The organism is Streptomyces sp. CLCI03, from assembly GCF_053615355.1.
Window position 1 is genome coordinate 7,313,206 of record NZ_CM132132.1, and the last position, 14,067, is coordinate 7,327,272.

Annotated in this window: 11 protein-coding genes; 6 read left to right on the top strand and 5 right to left on the bottom strand. The window is 72.9% G+C overall.

The features are described from left to right. Nucleotides 1-12 precede the first annotated feature (12 nt). Nucleotides 13-774: a maleylpyruvate isomerase family mycothiol-dependent enzyme gene (locus ACWG52_RS33655; RefSeq protein ID WP_390166750.1), complete on the top strand. Its 762-nt coding sequence runs from the start codon at nucleotides 13-15 to the stop codon at nucleotides 772-774. An 88-nt stretch (nucleotides 775-862) separates the two neighbouring features. After that, nucleotides 863-1,363: a hypothetical protein gene (locus tag ACWG52_RS33660; RefSeq protein WP_033213927.1), complete on the top strand. Its 501-nt coding sequence runs from the start codon at nucleotides 863-865 to the stop codon at nucleotides 1,361-1,363. A 28-nt stretch (nucleotides 1,364-1,391) separates the two neighbouring features. On the opposite strand, the gene kstD is transcribed toward ACWG52_RS33660, so the two are convergent. The 4 genes from kstD to ACWG52_RS33680 form a co-directional block, all read right to left on the bottom strand. Continuing rightward, nucleotides 1,392-3,188 carry a 3-oxosteroid 1-dehydrogenase gene (kstD, locus tag ACWG52_RS33665; RefSeq protein WP_389806980.1) on the bottom strand — a complete coding sequence of 599 codons (1,797 nt, stop codon included), beginning with the start codon at nucleotides 3,186-3,188 and terminating at the stop codon, nucleotides 1,392-1,394. 172 nt (nucleotides 3,189-3,360) lie between these two features. Further along, a complete protein-coding gene (locus ACWG52_RS33670; protein ID WP_389806979.1) occupies nucleotides 3,361-4,005 on the bottom strand; it encodes an ATP-binding protein in 645 nt (214 codons plus the stop codon). Nucleotides 4,006-4,064: 59 nt separating this feature from the next. After that, complete coding sequence (locus ACWG52_RS33675; RefSeq protein ID WP_389806978.1) at nucleotides 4,065-4,658, bottom strand: hypothetical protein; 594 nt, start codon at nucleotides 4,656-4,658, stop codon at nucleotides 4,065-4,067. 217 nt (nucleotides 4,659-4,875) lie between these two features. Beyond that, nucleotides 4,876-6,003, bottom strand: coding sequence for an aminoglycoside phosphotransferase family protein (locus ACWG52_RS33680; protein WP_389806977.1), 1,128 nt, complete (start codon nucleotides 6,001-6,003; stop codon nucleotides 4,876-4,878). A 231-nt stretch (nucleotides 6,004-6,234) separates the two neighbouring features. Between ACWG52_RS33680 and ACWG52_RS33685 the strand changes: the two genes are divergently transcribed. Next, nucleotides 6,235-7,722 (top strand): DNA-binding protein NsdB, encoded by a 1,488-nt coding sequence (locus ACWG52_RS33685; protein ID WP_033213919.1) that lies wholly within the window; start codon nucleotides 6,235-6,237, stop codon nucleotides 7,720-7,722. Nucleotides 7,723-7,831: 109 nt separating this feature from the next. Here the strand turns inward: ACWG52_RS33685 and ACWG52_RS33690 are convergent, their stop codons facing one another. Continuing rightward, entirely contained in the window at nucleotides 7,832-9,253 is a 1,422-nt protein-coding gene (locus ACWG52_RS33690; protein WP_389806976.1) for a PP2C family protein-serine/threonine phosphatase, read from the bottom strand. A 487-nt stretch (nucleotides 9,254-9,740) separates the two neighbouring features. Here ACWG52_RS33690 and ACWG52_RS33695 point away from each other — a divergent pair, with 487 nt between their 5' ends. The 3 genes from ACWG52_RS33695 (at nucleotide 9,741) to ACWG52_RS33705 (ending at nucleotide 14,022) form a co-directional block, all read left to right on the top strand. Then, nucleotides 9,741-11,969, top strand: coding sequence for a xanthine dehydrogenase family protein molybdopterin-binding subunit (locus ACWG52_RS33695; RefSeq protein WP_389806975.1), 2,229 nt, complete (start codon nucleotides 9,741-9,743; stop codon nucleotides 11,967-11,969). Between the two features lie 21 nt (nucleotides 11,970-11,990). Further along, the gene (locus tag ACWG52_RS33700; RefSeq protein ID WP_389806974.1) at nucleotides 11,991-12,446 is read left to right on the top strand and encodes a (2Fe-2S)-binding protein; all 456 of its coding nucleotides are present in this window, start codon (nucleotides 11,991-11,993) and stop codon (nucleotides 12,444-12,446) included. Nucleotides 12,447-12,606: 160 nt separating this feature from the next. Further along, entirely contained in the window at nucleotides 12,607-14,022 is a 1,416-nt protein-coding gene (locus ACWG52_RS33705) for a PucR family transcriptional regulator (protein ID WP_389806973.1), read from the top strand. The last annotated feature ends 45 nt before the right edge of the window (nucleotides 14,023-14,067 follow it).

Here is a 14,067-nt window from a genome sequence, read left to right on the forward strand (position 1 = left end):
AGGGTCAACCGTATGGATCACGTCGAGAGACTCGTCATCTTCCGGACCGAGACGGCGGCATTCGAGAAGGCGGTGCGCCGGGCCTTCGACCCCGGCGAGCCGGCGCCCGCGGTGCCCTCCTGCCCCGGTTGGTCCGTCACCGACCTCGTCCGACACCTGGGTGGGGTGCACCGCTACCTCGCGCACATCCTGCGCGAGCGGCTCACGGCCCCGCCCGACCCCGCCGGCCTCGGCCTCCCCGAGCCCCCGGAGGCCCCGGACGCGCTGACGGACTGGTTCGTACAGGGCGCCGGGGAGCTGGCGGACCTCTTCCACGAGCTGGGCCCGGACACCACGGTCTGGACCTGGTCGGCCGAGCGGACCTCCGGCTTCTGGCTGCGCATGCAGCTGATCGAGCTGGCCGTGCACCGCTGGGACGCCGAGTCCGCGACCGGCACCCCCGGCCCGCTCGACCCCGCCGTCGCCGCGGACGCCGTGACCCAGACGGTCGAGGTGATGGCCCCGGCCCGCCGCGGATGGGAGCAGGCACCGCCGGGGGCGGGGGAGAGGTACCGCTTCCGGCGTACCGACGGACCGGAATCCTGGACGGTCCTCTTCTCGGGTGACCAGGTCCTGCTGGAGCCCGGCTCCACCGCCCCGGCGGACGTCGAGGCCGCGGGGACCGCCTGCGACCTCGCCCTGTTCCTGTGGCGCCGCCTCCCGCCCACCGCCCTGCGCGCCGAGGGCGACGCCGCCCTGCTCCCGCACTGGTTCACGCTCGTCCCACCGGTCTGACCGGCCGGGCCGGCGGGCCCGGCCCGGGCAGGTCCCCGGATGCGGGCCCCCGGACCGGAAAACTCGCGCGGCCACGTACCATGGCGGCATGTCCTTCCTCCGCCGCCACCGCGCCGCCACACCCGCCGGCCCGGACTTCGATGTCCTGGCCATGGACCCGGGGGACTGGCCGGGCAATCTCGGGGCCGGGCTGCTGCCCGCGCCCGACGGCAGCTGCCAGGGTGTCTTCCTCCGTTACGACCTGTTCGGCGGACGCGGCCCCGCGATGATCATCGGGAACCTCCCGGAGGGCTCTCCGGCCCGGGACCTCACCGACGGCCAGATCCCCTTCGAGGTGGCCCAGCTCCTCGACGCACTGGAGAACGACGAGGACGTCGAGGTCACCGGCGTCGAGGACTGCCCCGTCATGCAGGGCGACAACCTCCTCATCGTCCGCAAGGTCAAGCTGTCGGAGTCCCGCATCTCCTGCGTCCAGTTCGACCGCAGCGACAACGTGCTGGTCACCATCGCCAGCTGGGACCGCCCGATCACCGATGACCTCTACGCCCTCCTGAAGCCGCTCCCCGCCGAGCTCTTCCAGCAGGGCTGACCGTCCTCCGTCACCCAGGGGACGGGCGTCATGCGTCCGCGACGGCGTTCGCCGCCACGTAGCCGAACGTCATCGCGGGGCCGATCGTCGATCCGGCGCCCGCGTAGCTGTGGCCCATCACCGCCGCGCTCGCGTTGCCGGCCGCGTACAGGCCCGGGATCACCGAACCGTCCGGGCGCAGCGCCCGGGCCCGGGCGTCCGTGACGATGCCGCCCTTCGTACCGAGATCACCCGGCACGATCTTGAACGCGTAGAACGGCGGGACCCAGACGGGTGCCAGGCACGAGTTCGGGTGCACTCCCGGGTCCGTGTAGTAGTGGTCGTACGCCGTGTCGCCCCGGTGGAAGTCGGCGTCGTCGCCGCTCCACGCCTGCGCGTTGAAGCGGCTCAGCGTCGCCCGCAGCGCGCCCGCCGGGACCCCGATCTGGCCGGCCAGCGCGTCCCAGGTCCATGCCTTCTTCGCGGCACCCGCCTGGTACCACGCGTCCGGGAAGGGCAGCGTCGGCAGGATGTCCTTGAACAGGTACTTGTTGCGGTAGTGCTGATCCACGATCAGCCACGCCGGGATGTGCGAGCCGACCGCGCCCCGGTCCTTCTCGTACATCACGTGCACCACATCGCTGTACGGCGCCGCCTCGTTGACGAACCGCGCGCCGTTCGCGTTCACGATCAGCCCGCCCGGCAGGGTCCGTTCGGCGAGGCAGAAGTACGGCTCCCCGGGCAGCGGGATCGACGGCCCCCACCACGCGTCCTCCATCAGCGCCAGCGAGGCTCCGGCGCGCTGCCCCGCGCGGATCCCGTCGCCGGTGTTCTCCTTCGCTCCCACCGACCACTGGGTGCCGATCGGTTGCTGCTGGTACTGCGCCCGCATCGCCGCGTTGTGTTCGAAGCCGCCCGAGCCGATGACCACCCCGCGCCGGGCCCGTACGGTTCCCCGTACGCCCCCCTGCTCCACCACCACGCCGGTGACCGCACCGCCCTCCTGGACCAGGTCCACCAGCGGGCTGTTCAACCACACCGGAACTCCGGCCCGCTGGAGACCGGCGCGCAGCCCGGCCGCCAGGGCCTGCCCCATCGTCAGTGGCTTCTCGCCGCGCAGCGCGGCCTTCGTGCCGCGCGCCAGGCACTCGGTGGACACGGCGAGACCCTTGGCGCTCACCGCCGCCAGGTTCAACCACTTGTAGTCCTGGCTGAAGACCACCATCCCGGCCGGGACCGGCATGTAGGCCGGGTTCAGGTGGGACAGTTCGGCACCCAGGATGTTCCCGTCGATCTGGTCCGGTTCGATGGAGCGACCGTTCGGCAGGCCTCCCGGCAGATTCGGGTAGTAGTCGCTGTAGCCCTCCATGAAACGGAACCTCAGTGGGCTGTTGGCCATCACGAAGTCCAGCATCCGCGGCCCGTTGGCGAGGAACGCGGCCTGCCGGTCGGCCGGCACCTCTGGCCCGACGACGGCGGCCAGGTACGTCGCCGCCTTCTGCGGGGTGTCCGGTACCCCCGCGCCCAGGATCACCGAGTTGTTGGGCAGCCAGATACCGGCGCCCGACCGGGCGGCCGATCCGCCGAAGGTCGGGGCCTTCTCGACCACCAGCACGCTCAGGCCCCGCTTGGCGGCGGTGAGCGCGGCGGTCATCCCGGCCGCCCCGGAGCCGACCACGACGACGTCGTACTCGCCGAGCGGCGGCCCGTCCTGGGCGCCGGCGGCCCGGGCGGTGGCGGACGGCAGCACGGTGGCGGCGAGCACCCCGGCACCCGTTCCGGCGAGGACCGTACGTCTGGACGGGAGGGTGGCGGGGGCGGTGGTGCGTGAAGCGCTTGCGGACATGGGCAGGCTCCAGCGGTGTGGGGAGGAGGGGAAGTGCCTCCAGCATTTCTGATGCTGAGTCAGAAAAGGTGTTCGGGGGATCATGGGATGTCAAGACATCCGGCGCCGGGCGCGTGCACGCGGGGCAGGGCGCCCACGCCGCGCACCGCACTCGGGTCGAGCCGCCCCGTGGTCACGGACCCGGCCGGTCCTCGCCGTGGCGCCGGTCGTCGAGGCGGGCGGTCAGGTAGGGCCAGTGCGCGGACCACAGCGCCGGATCGTCCGCGGTCAACGACCACCGCGCACGCAGGGCTTCGTCCGGCAGGAAGCGGACACAGGTCCCGGTGGTGCCGTCGGCCTCGACGGGCAGCAGATCGGTCACCGGCACGCCGCGCTCGTAGCGCCGACTCCAGGACCCGTTGACGCGGCGATTGGTGTGGATCAGCCACTCGCTGAGCGCCGCGACCACGGACATGCCACGACGCGGATGTCCGTCCGGAAGCCGCTCCGCCTCCGGGAAGTCGAAGAACCGGAGGTCCTTCGTGGCCATGACCGGCTTCTTCACCACCCGGCCGTGCTCGTCGACCCGCGTGTCGGTGCCCCGCCCGTCGTCCTTCACCGACACCGAGCCGTCGGCGTGCAGCGTCACCACGCACCGTCCGCCGCCCCGGCCTGCGGCCTCGTCGGCGGCGTAGGCGACGACCTCGAGAACGAGGTGTTCCGGCCCGCCGGGCATGAACTCCGCGGATCTGCGGCGGATCCCGTCGAGATGGTCCCGGTCCACGGACCCGGCCCAGTCGTGCGTGGTGTTGACCCAAGAATTCCTTGATCCATCCATCCGGGAAGTATCCGCCGGCGGACAGGTCGCGGGCTCGCTGCGTGTCCTCGGGGGTGATGTCACGGCATCCGGCGCCGCCGCCTCCAGTACGCCACGGTCACCACGCCCAGCAGCGGGCCCCACAGGACCAGCGGGGCGTAACAGACGTAGAACCACAGGGCGCTCCGGCCGCCCACCTCGCTGGGGAAGTCGGTGGGCACCGGATCGCCCTGGAGGGTGGTCCCGGATACCTGGGTCACCAGCGCGAGGACGGTCCAGAGTCCGGTCAGCGCGACGGCACCGAGCGCGGCCGGGACGACGGCGGCCACCACCGGGATCCGCCGGCCGCCCAGGACCGGGATCCAGCGGGGGAGCACCTCGCCCCACGCGGCCACCAGCCCGACCGCCGTGAAGGCCAGCAGCTCGGAGAGCACCGAGAGGAGGACGACGTACACCTCCAGCGGCAGCCAGTGCGGCAGCTGCCCGCTGTCCGCCGAGGAGTGGTCGACGAAGAGCAGGCCCAGCCGCCACAGACCGGACGGCAGGACGGTGAACGGGATGGCGAACGCGCAGATCCGAGCCCAGCGCGGAACCCCCTCCACCGGGGTGTGCGCGGACTTCCAGGCGGCGCGGACGCGACCGCCCGACGGGCGGTCGTCGACGGGTACGGGCATGGTCTCCTCCGGAGCCGCGGACAGCCTTTGCCCGCTCCCTTTCGAAGATCGCAGCCGCGCCGGCGTACGCGGATCGCCCGCCGGACGGATCCGCCTCCACCGTGTGGGGGAGCCCGGTCCGCCTCTCGGATGAGGGGCCACGCCCCGGGTCCGCGGCCGTGAACCGGCGAAGCCCCGTGGCGGTGGGGGCCACGGGGCTTCGCGTATCGGGGGACGGTCAGCGGGTGCCGACCGCCGCGCGGACCGCTCGGCGCGCCATTCCCGCATCGTCGTGCAGGCGGCGCAGCAGCAGCCGCTGCTCCTCGCCGGAGGCCAGGGCGCCCACCGGCAGCGGCTGGGTCGGGGCGGTCGCCAGCATCGAGCGCTGCACCGCCGTCTCGGACATCCGGATCTCCCGGGTCAGGACCAGCATCAGATTCACCAGGAAGGCGTCCCGCGCGGCCGGACCGGCCGACTGGGCGAGCCGGCTGATCTGGGCGCGGGCGGCCGGGGCGTCGCCCAGTACCGTCCACAGCGTCGCCAGGTCGTAGCCCGGCAGGTACCAGCCCGCGTGCTCCCAGTCGAGCAGGACCGGCCCGGCCGGCGACAGCAGCAGGTTCGACAGCAGGGCGTCACCGTGGTTGAACTGCAGCGCCGTACCCGACAGCTTCACGCCGTGCAGCAGCTTCTGCAGGTCACCGAGGTCCCGGTCGGTCAGCAGGCCCAACTCGTAGTCGCGGGCGATCCGCCGCGCGTAGTTCATCGGAGTCCCGAACAACTCCGCCGGCGGCCGCCACTGGTTGACCCGGCACACCGCGCCCAGGGCCGCCCGGAGGTCCACCCGCGGCGGCGGCTCCACCGGGTGCCGCTGCAGTGCCGCGACCCGGCCCGCCATCCGCTCCACCACCAGCGTGCAGTTCTCGGGGTCGGCGGCGATCAGCCGCGGCACCCGGACCGGCGGGCGGTGCCGGACGAACGCCCGGTATGCCGCTATTTCGTGCCGGTAGCGCTCACGCCACTCGGGCGAGTGATCCAGTAAAACCTTCGCGACGGCGGTCATCCGTCCGGTGGTGCCCACCAGGAGGACCGAGCGGCCGCTGCGCCGTAGCACCTGCACCGGGGCGAACTCCGGACAGATCCGCTGCACCGAGGCGAGCGCGGTGCGCAGCTGCGCCCCCTGCGGCCCCGAGAGGTCGATTCTTCCGCTGACGGGCAGGGATCCGGTGCCGGGCATCCGGCGCGCCCGGACGGCGCCCTGTGCAGGAGCCGACGGACGGCCGGGTTCGAGGTAGGGGCTGCCGCCGCCCGCCGGGAGCGTGCGGTGCGACCGGACCGGTGCGGACACGGAGGACGTTGCTGCGTACATGGTGATACGGATCCCTTCGTGCGCCGACGAGTTGCGTACGCCGCCCCGCCGGATCCCGTACTTCACCCTGGGGAGTTCCGCCGGTGAACCGGGTCGGGGAGGCGCATTCCTACCTGACACCCGGCGCAAGGTGGCGAACCATCGGGCGTGCCCTGGCGAAGCCTGGCGAATAGTCGCTGGGCATCTGACGGCGGGCTACTGTCAACTCAGCCGAGAACCTGGGGGCTTGACGTGAGCAAAGGTCCAAACACCCGCTTGAACGACCTGTTCGGCCTGGCCGGCTGGTCGAAGGGCGAACTGGCGAGGATGGTCAACAGACAGGCGGCGGCCATGGGCCACCCCCAACTGGCCACCGACACCTCGCGGGTGCGGCGCTGGATCGACATGGGGGAGGCCCCCCGCGAACCGGTGCCCACGGTACTGGCAGCACTGTTCACCGAGCGGCTCGGTCGTGTCGTGACCATCGAGGACCTCGGGTTCGTACGGCAGCGGCGCACCTCCAGACGGCAGCCGGACGGGGCTCGTGAGAACCCCGACGGGATGCCATGGGCGCCCGAACGCACAGCCGCGGTCCTCACCGAATTCACGGGAATGGACCTCATGCTCAACCGTCGCGGTCTGATGGGCGCGGGAGCGGTGCTCACCGCCGGCTCCGCCCTCAGCAACGCCATGTACGACTGGCTGCACACCGACCCCGCCCTGGCCAAGGAGGCCCGGAACTTCGGGGATTCCTTCCAGGCCGACCCAGCGGGCTACGACCGCTACGAGGCAGCGCCCATCGGCTCCCAGGAGATCGAGGCGCTGGAGCGCTCCGTGGACGTGTTCCGTGCCTGGGACGCCTCCAGGGGTGGCGGACTGCAGCGCAAGGCCGTCGTCGGCCAGCTCAACGAGGTGGGCGGCATGCTCGCCTACCACCACCCCGACCACCTGCAGCGGCGCCTGTGGGGGGTGGCGGCCAACCTGGCGGTCCTCGCCGGCTGGATGTCCCACGACGTGGGCCTCGAACCCACCGCGCAGAAGTACTTCGTCATCGCCGCGCACGCGGCCCGCGAGGGTGGCGACCGGCCGCGCGCGGGCGAGGCGTTGTCCCGCGCCGCCCGCCAGATGGTCCACCTGGGCAAGCCGAACGAGGCCCTGGACCTGATGAAGCTCGCCCAGTCGGGCTCGGGCGAGCAGACCCTCCCGCGCACGCGCGCCATGCTGCACACCATCGAGGCCTGGGCGCAGGCCGCCATGGGCAAGGGCCAGGCCATGCGCCGCACCCTCGGCGAGGCGGAGGAACTGTTCGTCTCCGACAAGGGTGATGTGCCCCCGCCGAGTTGGATGCAGCACTTCGACGAGGCCGACCTGCACGGCATGCAGGCCCTCGCCTACCGGACCCTCGCGGACCATGACGCCGCCGCGGCGCCGATCGCCGCCCGCCATGCCAAGGAGGCCCTGCGGCTGCGCGGCGAGGGCTACCAGCGCTCGCAGATCTTCGACTACATCTCCATGGCCTCGGCCTGCTTCATCGCCGACGAGCCGGAGCAGGCGGACCGGTACGCGCGCCTCGCCCTGGTCTCGATGAACGAGACCTCCTCGCACCGGACCTGGGACCGGCTGCGCGAGATGTACCGGCTCACCGCCCAGTACTCCGGGTACGCGCGCATCGAGGACCTGCGTCAGGAGATCAAGCTGGCCCTCCCGGACACCCCGGCGCCGCGCACCACGGGGGCGTAGGGCGGTCAGGTCCTTGCGTGAGGCCCTTGTACGGAGACGAGAAAGGCCGCGCCTGACGGCGCGGCCCTGAAGCTCCTCCGTAGTCCCTCCGTGGGAACGTACGGGCCCGTTACCCGCCGACCCGGGCGACGAGCACACAGGCGTCGTCCTCGCGCTCGCTCTCGCCGAACTCCTCGATCACGATGCGCACGCATTCCTGAGCCGACCGCGCCGCCGAGAACCGCGGCGCCAGCGCCAGCAGCCGCTCGGTACCGTCCGCCCGGCTGAACTCGATGCTGCGCGGCGTCAGTCCGTCCGTGTGCAGCACCAACAGGTCGCCGACCTCAAGGTGTTCCTCCACCTGCCCGTACGAGGCTCCCGAGGTCGCGCCCAGCAGGACGCCCTCCGGCGGCAGCAGGGAACGTCCCGACCCGCGACGGAAGAGCAGGGGCGCCGGGTGGCCGGCCTGCGCCCAGGACAGGACCTGGCGCGCGGGATCGTAGCGGCAGCACACGGCCGAACCGAGCGCGGGCTGTACGGAGGTCTCCAGGAGCTGGTTGAGCCAGCCCATCAGGGGGCCGGGCTCGATGCCGGCCATGGCCATGCCGCGCAGGGCGCCCAGCATCATCGCCATCCCGGAGGTGGCGGTCACCCCGTGCCCGGTCAGGTCGCCGACCGTCAACATCGAGCTGCCGTCGGGGAGTTCGAGAGCGTCGTACCAGTCGCCGCCGATCAGCGCGCTGGTCGCGGAGGGCAGGTAGTGCGCGGCCACGTCCAGCGTGCCCGCGCTGCCGTACGGGAACCGCAGGGAGCCGCGCCACGGGGGGAGCACGGCTTCCTGCAGCTCGACCGCCAGCCGGCGCTCGGTCTGCGCGATCTCCCGCTGGCGCTGCAGCGAGTCACGGGACTCGCGCACAGCGCGCTGGCTCCGGCGCAGTTCACTCACGTCCCGCAGGACGGCCCACATCGAGGCCGTACAGCCGTCGGAGTCGAGTACCGGCTCGCCCCTCATGTGCAAGGTCCGGACCCGGCCGTCGGCCCGGACGATGCGGAACTCGCCGTCGATCGGCTTGCCGTCCACCAGACAGGCGGTGACCCAGGCGGTGAGCAGCGGTTGGTCCTCGGAGAAGAGGGTCGAACCCAGTTCGTCGAGGGGGAGCGCGCCGGACTCGGGCGAACGGCCGAAGATCTGGAACAGCTCGTCGGACCAACTGACCTCGTCGGTCAGCAGGTTCCACTCGGCGCTGCCGACGCGGGTCTGGGCCTCGGGCACGGCCTCGGGCGCCACCTGCGGCTGTTCGACGATCTCGGGCGCCGGCGGCAGGCCCTCCTTGAGCTGACCGAGGTGCTCGCGCAGGTCGTCGAGGTGGTGGACGGCGAGATCGCACAGTGCGCGCTGCCAGCGGCCCTGGGCGTCGTCGTCGTCGACGACGGTGTCGCGGCGGACCGCGTCCACTTCCCCCCGCAGCCGCCGGGTCTGCGAGATCAGCGCGTCCACCGACCCGGGCTCGGGCGGCTGCGCGGGACGGTCCGCGAACAGGTGGGACGGCATGAGAACTCCGATACAGGCGCGGCACGGCCAAGTCTGAAGGAAGGACCGGTAACGACTGTTGCACAGGGCGCGACGGTGTGTAAGGCGTTTGGCAACATCCGCTACGTTCTTGCTTCTGGTATATGCCGCAGGCCTCCGGACCCGCTCGGAGCGTGCGAACGAATTCGGTCAGGTGAACTCCCGCGCGGCGCCCGGGCATCGGCCGGTCCGGGTGGATCCACCCCGGGAACGGCGGCCGGAATCAGGCCATCCGGTGGCCACCGCTCGATCGTACGGCCGAGCTGTACGAGCCCTGCCCATTGCCACGATCGCGTAAGGAACGGATCAAGGCGGGCCCTCGGGATACCCCCGAAAGAGTGATGTCGGCGTAGGTGACGCGGCGTGATCAGGGCTTCCCAACGCCCTGCCGGGTCGCTACCCTACGTGCCGGTAATGAGCCGGGGGAGGTCTGCGCGGGCGGACCCGCGCAGCGTGGGGACACAACGACATGACCGGGCCGAACCACGCCGCGGGGCAGAGCCGCCGTTCCTTCCTCACCCACCTCGTGGCCGCGCCCACCCTGGCCCTGGTCACCCGGGCCGGAGCCGACGCGCTCGCCCCGCAACCCGCTCACGCCGTGGTGCCCTCCCTGCCGGCCATCGCCGACGTGATCGACCTCGGCGACCTGTTCATCCTGGCCGGCGCCCCCACCTCCGCCCTGCTGGCGCTCGCCGTGGAGGCGGACGGCACCATCCGCTTCCGGCTGCCGCGCGAGGAGGTCGGTCAAGGCCTCACCACCGCCGTGGCCATGCTGGTGGCCGAGGAACTCGACGCCCCGTTGGCCGACGTCCGCGTGGAACTGGACGACGCCCGACCCGAGCTGCTCTTCAACCAGCTCACCGGATCCTCCAACTCCGTCCGCTCCCTCTACGGGCCCGTCCGTCAGTGCGCCGCCACCGCCCGGGCCCGCCTCGTGGCGGCCGCGGCCCGCCGCTGGAGCCTGGCCCCGGCCTCGCTGGCCACGTCCGGTGGCACCGTCCGAGCCCCCGACGGCCGCACCGCCGACTACGGCGACCTCGCCGCGGCCGCCGCCGACCCCGGCCTGATCGTCCTCGGCGCCACCCCCAAGAAGCGGGCCGGGCACACCCTCGTGGGCCGGCCGACCGGCCGCGTCGACGCCCGCGCCATGGTCACCGGCGCCCTGCGGTACACCCTCGACCTCGACGTGCCCGGTGCCAAGCCCTGCGTCGTGCGCCGCCCGCCCACCCTCGGCGGCACGGTCCGAGGCGTCACCAACCTCGCCGCCGTCCGGGCCATGCCCGGTGTCCTGCACGTGGTGACCGTCCCGACCGGGGTCGCCGTCGTCGCCGAGACCTTCGGCCAGGCCATCGACGCCAAGTCCGCCCTCCAGGTCACCTGGGGCCCCGGCCCCGCCGACCAACTGTCCGACGACGGGATCCGCGCCAAGCTGCGCGCCGCCACCCCGCCGTTGCTCGTCCCGCCCCTGCTGACCCCGTACGTCGACGCCGAGTTCGACTTCGCCTTCGTCAGCCACGCCCCGATGGAGACCAACTCCGCCGTCGCCGACGTGCGCGACGACCGGGCCGAGATCTGGTCCGGTCTCAAGTCCCCGATCGTGGCCCGCGAGACCATCGCAGCCGAACTGGGTCTACCGCTGTCCGAGGTCACGGTGCACGTGGTCCAGGCCGGCGGATCCTTCGGCCGGCGGCTCTTCTTCGACGCCGCCCTGGAGGCCGCCCGTATCTCCAAGGCCTGTCGCCGCCCGGTCCGGCTCATGTGGACGCGCGTGGACGACACCCGGCACGGCCGGATGCGCCCCGCGACCCATCACAGGATCCGTGCCACCCACCTGCTGGGCGAGGTCCTCAGCTTCGAGCACCGCGTGGCCGCCGCCGAGACCGACTTCCGGCACGGCCTCGGCGAGATCATCACCGCCACGGCGGCCAGTCTGCCGCTCGGCATCGGCAACGCCACCCTCGCCCAGACCCTCTTCCTGACCACGGTGAAGTCCCCCTACCACTTCGGACTCACCACCCAGGCCCTCACCGAGGTGCCCACCGGCATCCCCACCGCCTCCTGGCGCTCGGTCTACTCCGCCAACACCCGCGGAGCCGAGGAGATCGTGGTCGACGAACTCGCCGCCCGCACGGGCCGGGACCCGTACGCCTTCCGGCGCACCTTCCTGAAGACCGACGCCCAGCGCGCCGTACTCGACAAGGTCGCGAAGGAAGGGAACTGGGGACGGCCGATGGAGGCCGGGTGCGCGCAGGGCATCGCCTTCCACGAGGAGTACAAGTCCCGTACCGCGTGCCTCGTCGAGATCGACGCACGCGACCCCGACCACGTCCGCGTCACCAAGGCCGTCATCGCCGTGGACGTGGGCCTGCCGGTCAACCCGCGCGGGCTGGAGGCGCAGATGATCGGCGGCCTCACCGACGCGATCTCCACCACCCTGCGTGCCGGCCTGCACCTCCACAAGGGGCTTCCGCTGGAGGGCAGCTACAGCCAGTTCCATTGGGCCCGGCAGCGCGACACCCCGCGGGACGTACGGGTCTTCGTACTGCCAGCCACCGGCGAGGAGCCGGGGGGAGCGGGCGAGCTCGGCGTGCCCGCCGCCGTCGGCGCGATCGCCAACGCCTGGGCCAGGGCCACCGGTTCCAAGCCGCGCAGCTTCCCCCTCGACTTCGACGTCGACTTCACCCCCTACCCCCGATAGCCCCGGATCCAGGAGTACGCAGTGCCCTCGCACACCTTCACCGTCAACGGGCGGAGCGTCACCGTGGACGCCCCCGACGACCTGCCCCTGCTGTGGGTGCTCCGCGACATGCTGGGGATCCACGGCCCCAAGTACGGCTGTGGGGTGGACGTCTGCAAGGCCTGCACCAGCCACCTGGACGGCGCCGACATCCGCCCCTGCGTGGTGCCCGTCTCCGCGTGCGCCGGCAGAACGGTGACCACCATCGAGGGCCTGGCGGACGGGGAGGACCTGCATCCCGTGCAGGAGGCCTGGCTCGAACAGGACGTCTCCCAGTGCGGTTTCTGCCAGCCCGGTCAGATCATGGCCGCCGTCGCCCTGCTGAAGCGCACCGCCGACCCCACGGACGAGGACATCGACGCCATCGCCAACATCTGCCGCTGCGGCACCTACTTCCGCATCCGGGAGGCCATCCGCAGCGCGGCGCGCAAGATGTGAGCGGCGGCGGACCCCGGGGTTCCCCCGTGGATGCCGGGATCCGGCCGCTCATGGGTAAACCTATGCGGCCCGGCGCCCGTCGGCAGGGTTCGCCGTGCACAGTGACCGGCCGAGAGGGGTATCACAGCGCACAGTGAGCGTCGGATGGTTGAATGCACCGGTGTCCCGCTCCGACGACGTCCTCAAGCTGCACCGGCTCGCCCATTCCGGCGGGTCGGCCGCCCTGCTGGACTGGCTCTCCGCCCGCCTCGGCGGATGGGCCGGGGTGGTGGACGCCGAACACGGCCGTGGCCCGGAGACCGCCGTGCGGGGCGCCACCGAACTGGCCGCCCGCGGCGTACGGTCGGCCGTGCTGCACGCCCCCGGCTCCGCCACTCTGCTGTTCGCGCTGTACGGCGGGCGGGCACTGGCCGCCGTACTGGAACAGCCGCACCACCCCGACGCCGCGGTCCTGCTCGCGGACGCCGCCGCGCCGCTGGCCCTCGTCCTGCGCGCCGAGGAGGCCGCCCGGCGGGAGGAGCGGGCCGCGCTCGCCGAGTCGCGGGCCCGCGAGGCGGTGCTCCGCCTGCTGATGGACGGCCGGCTCCCCAGTGCCCACCAGATCGCGGAGGCGTTGGGGCCCTCGCTGCCCGAGCCGATGCGCCTGTACGTCGTCGAGTGCCGCGCCGGCCGGCTCTCCGAAGTGGCCCGACTGTGCGCGGAGCTGACGCAGGGCCGGGCCTGGACCGTGCGCTGCCCGGTCTACGTACGCCACCTCATCGTGCTCGCTCCGGGCGGCCAGGCGGCGTCCGCCGGCCACGACTCGCTCGCGGACGCGCTGGTCGCGGTCGCCCCGGACTGCACGGTCGGGGCCAGCGGGGAGCTGCCCCTGCGCGAGGCCCCGGCCGCCTACACCCAGGCCTTCCACGCCCTGGCTGTCGCCCGGGAGCGGGACGAGCGGCACGCCCGCTTCGGGCCCGGCCCGGAGCTGGTGCTCGCCGCGCGGGAGGCGGGGGCCGGCTGGGCCGAGACCCTGCTCGCGCCCCTGGACGCGTACGAGCCCCGGCGCCCCCAGGACCCCGGCGGACAGGAACTGCGCGCCACCGCCCACGCCTGGCTGAACTTCGCCTCGCACGCCACACGGCTGCTGAGGATCCACCGCAACACCCTCGCCGCCAGGCTCCGGCTGGTCGAGGGGCTGCTCGGGCTGGACCTCGCGCGCCTGGGGGACCAGGCGGCGCTCTCGCTGGCGCTGCGGCTGACCCCGGGGACGGCACGGGGCGCGGGGGTGGCCGCGGCGGCCACCCCCGGTCTCGACGCGGTGCTGCGCGATCCGCGCGTGACCGCCTGGGCCATCGCCCGGCTGAGCGCGCTGAGCGGCCCTGACGCTCCGTCGGGCGCCCGGGACACGGTCCGCGCCTGGCTGGCGCACGACGCCCAACTCGCGGCGGCGGCCGCGGCGCTGGGCGTCTCCGTCCCGGGCGCGCGCAAGCGGCTGAGCCGTATCGAGGTGCTGCTGGAGCGCTCCCTGCTCCAGTCCCCGAGCGCCCGGCACGACCTGTGGCTGGCGCACCGGGCGGAGGAGCTCGCCGGGTGACACAAGCGGCAAAAGGGATGATCGGTGAAAGGAATCGACGATCAT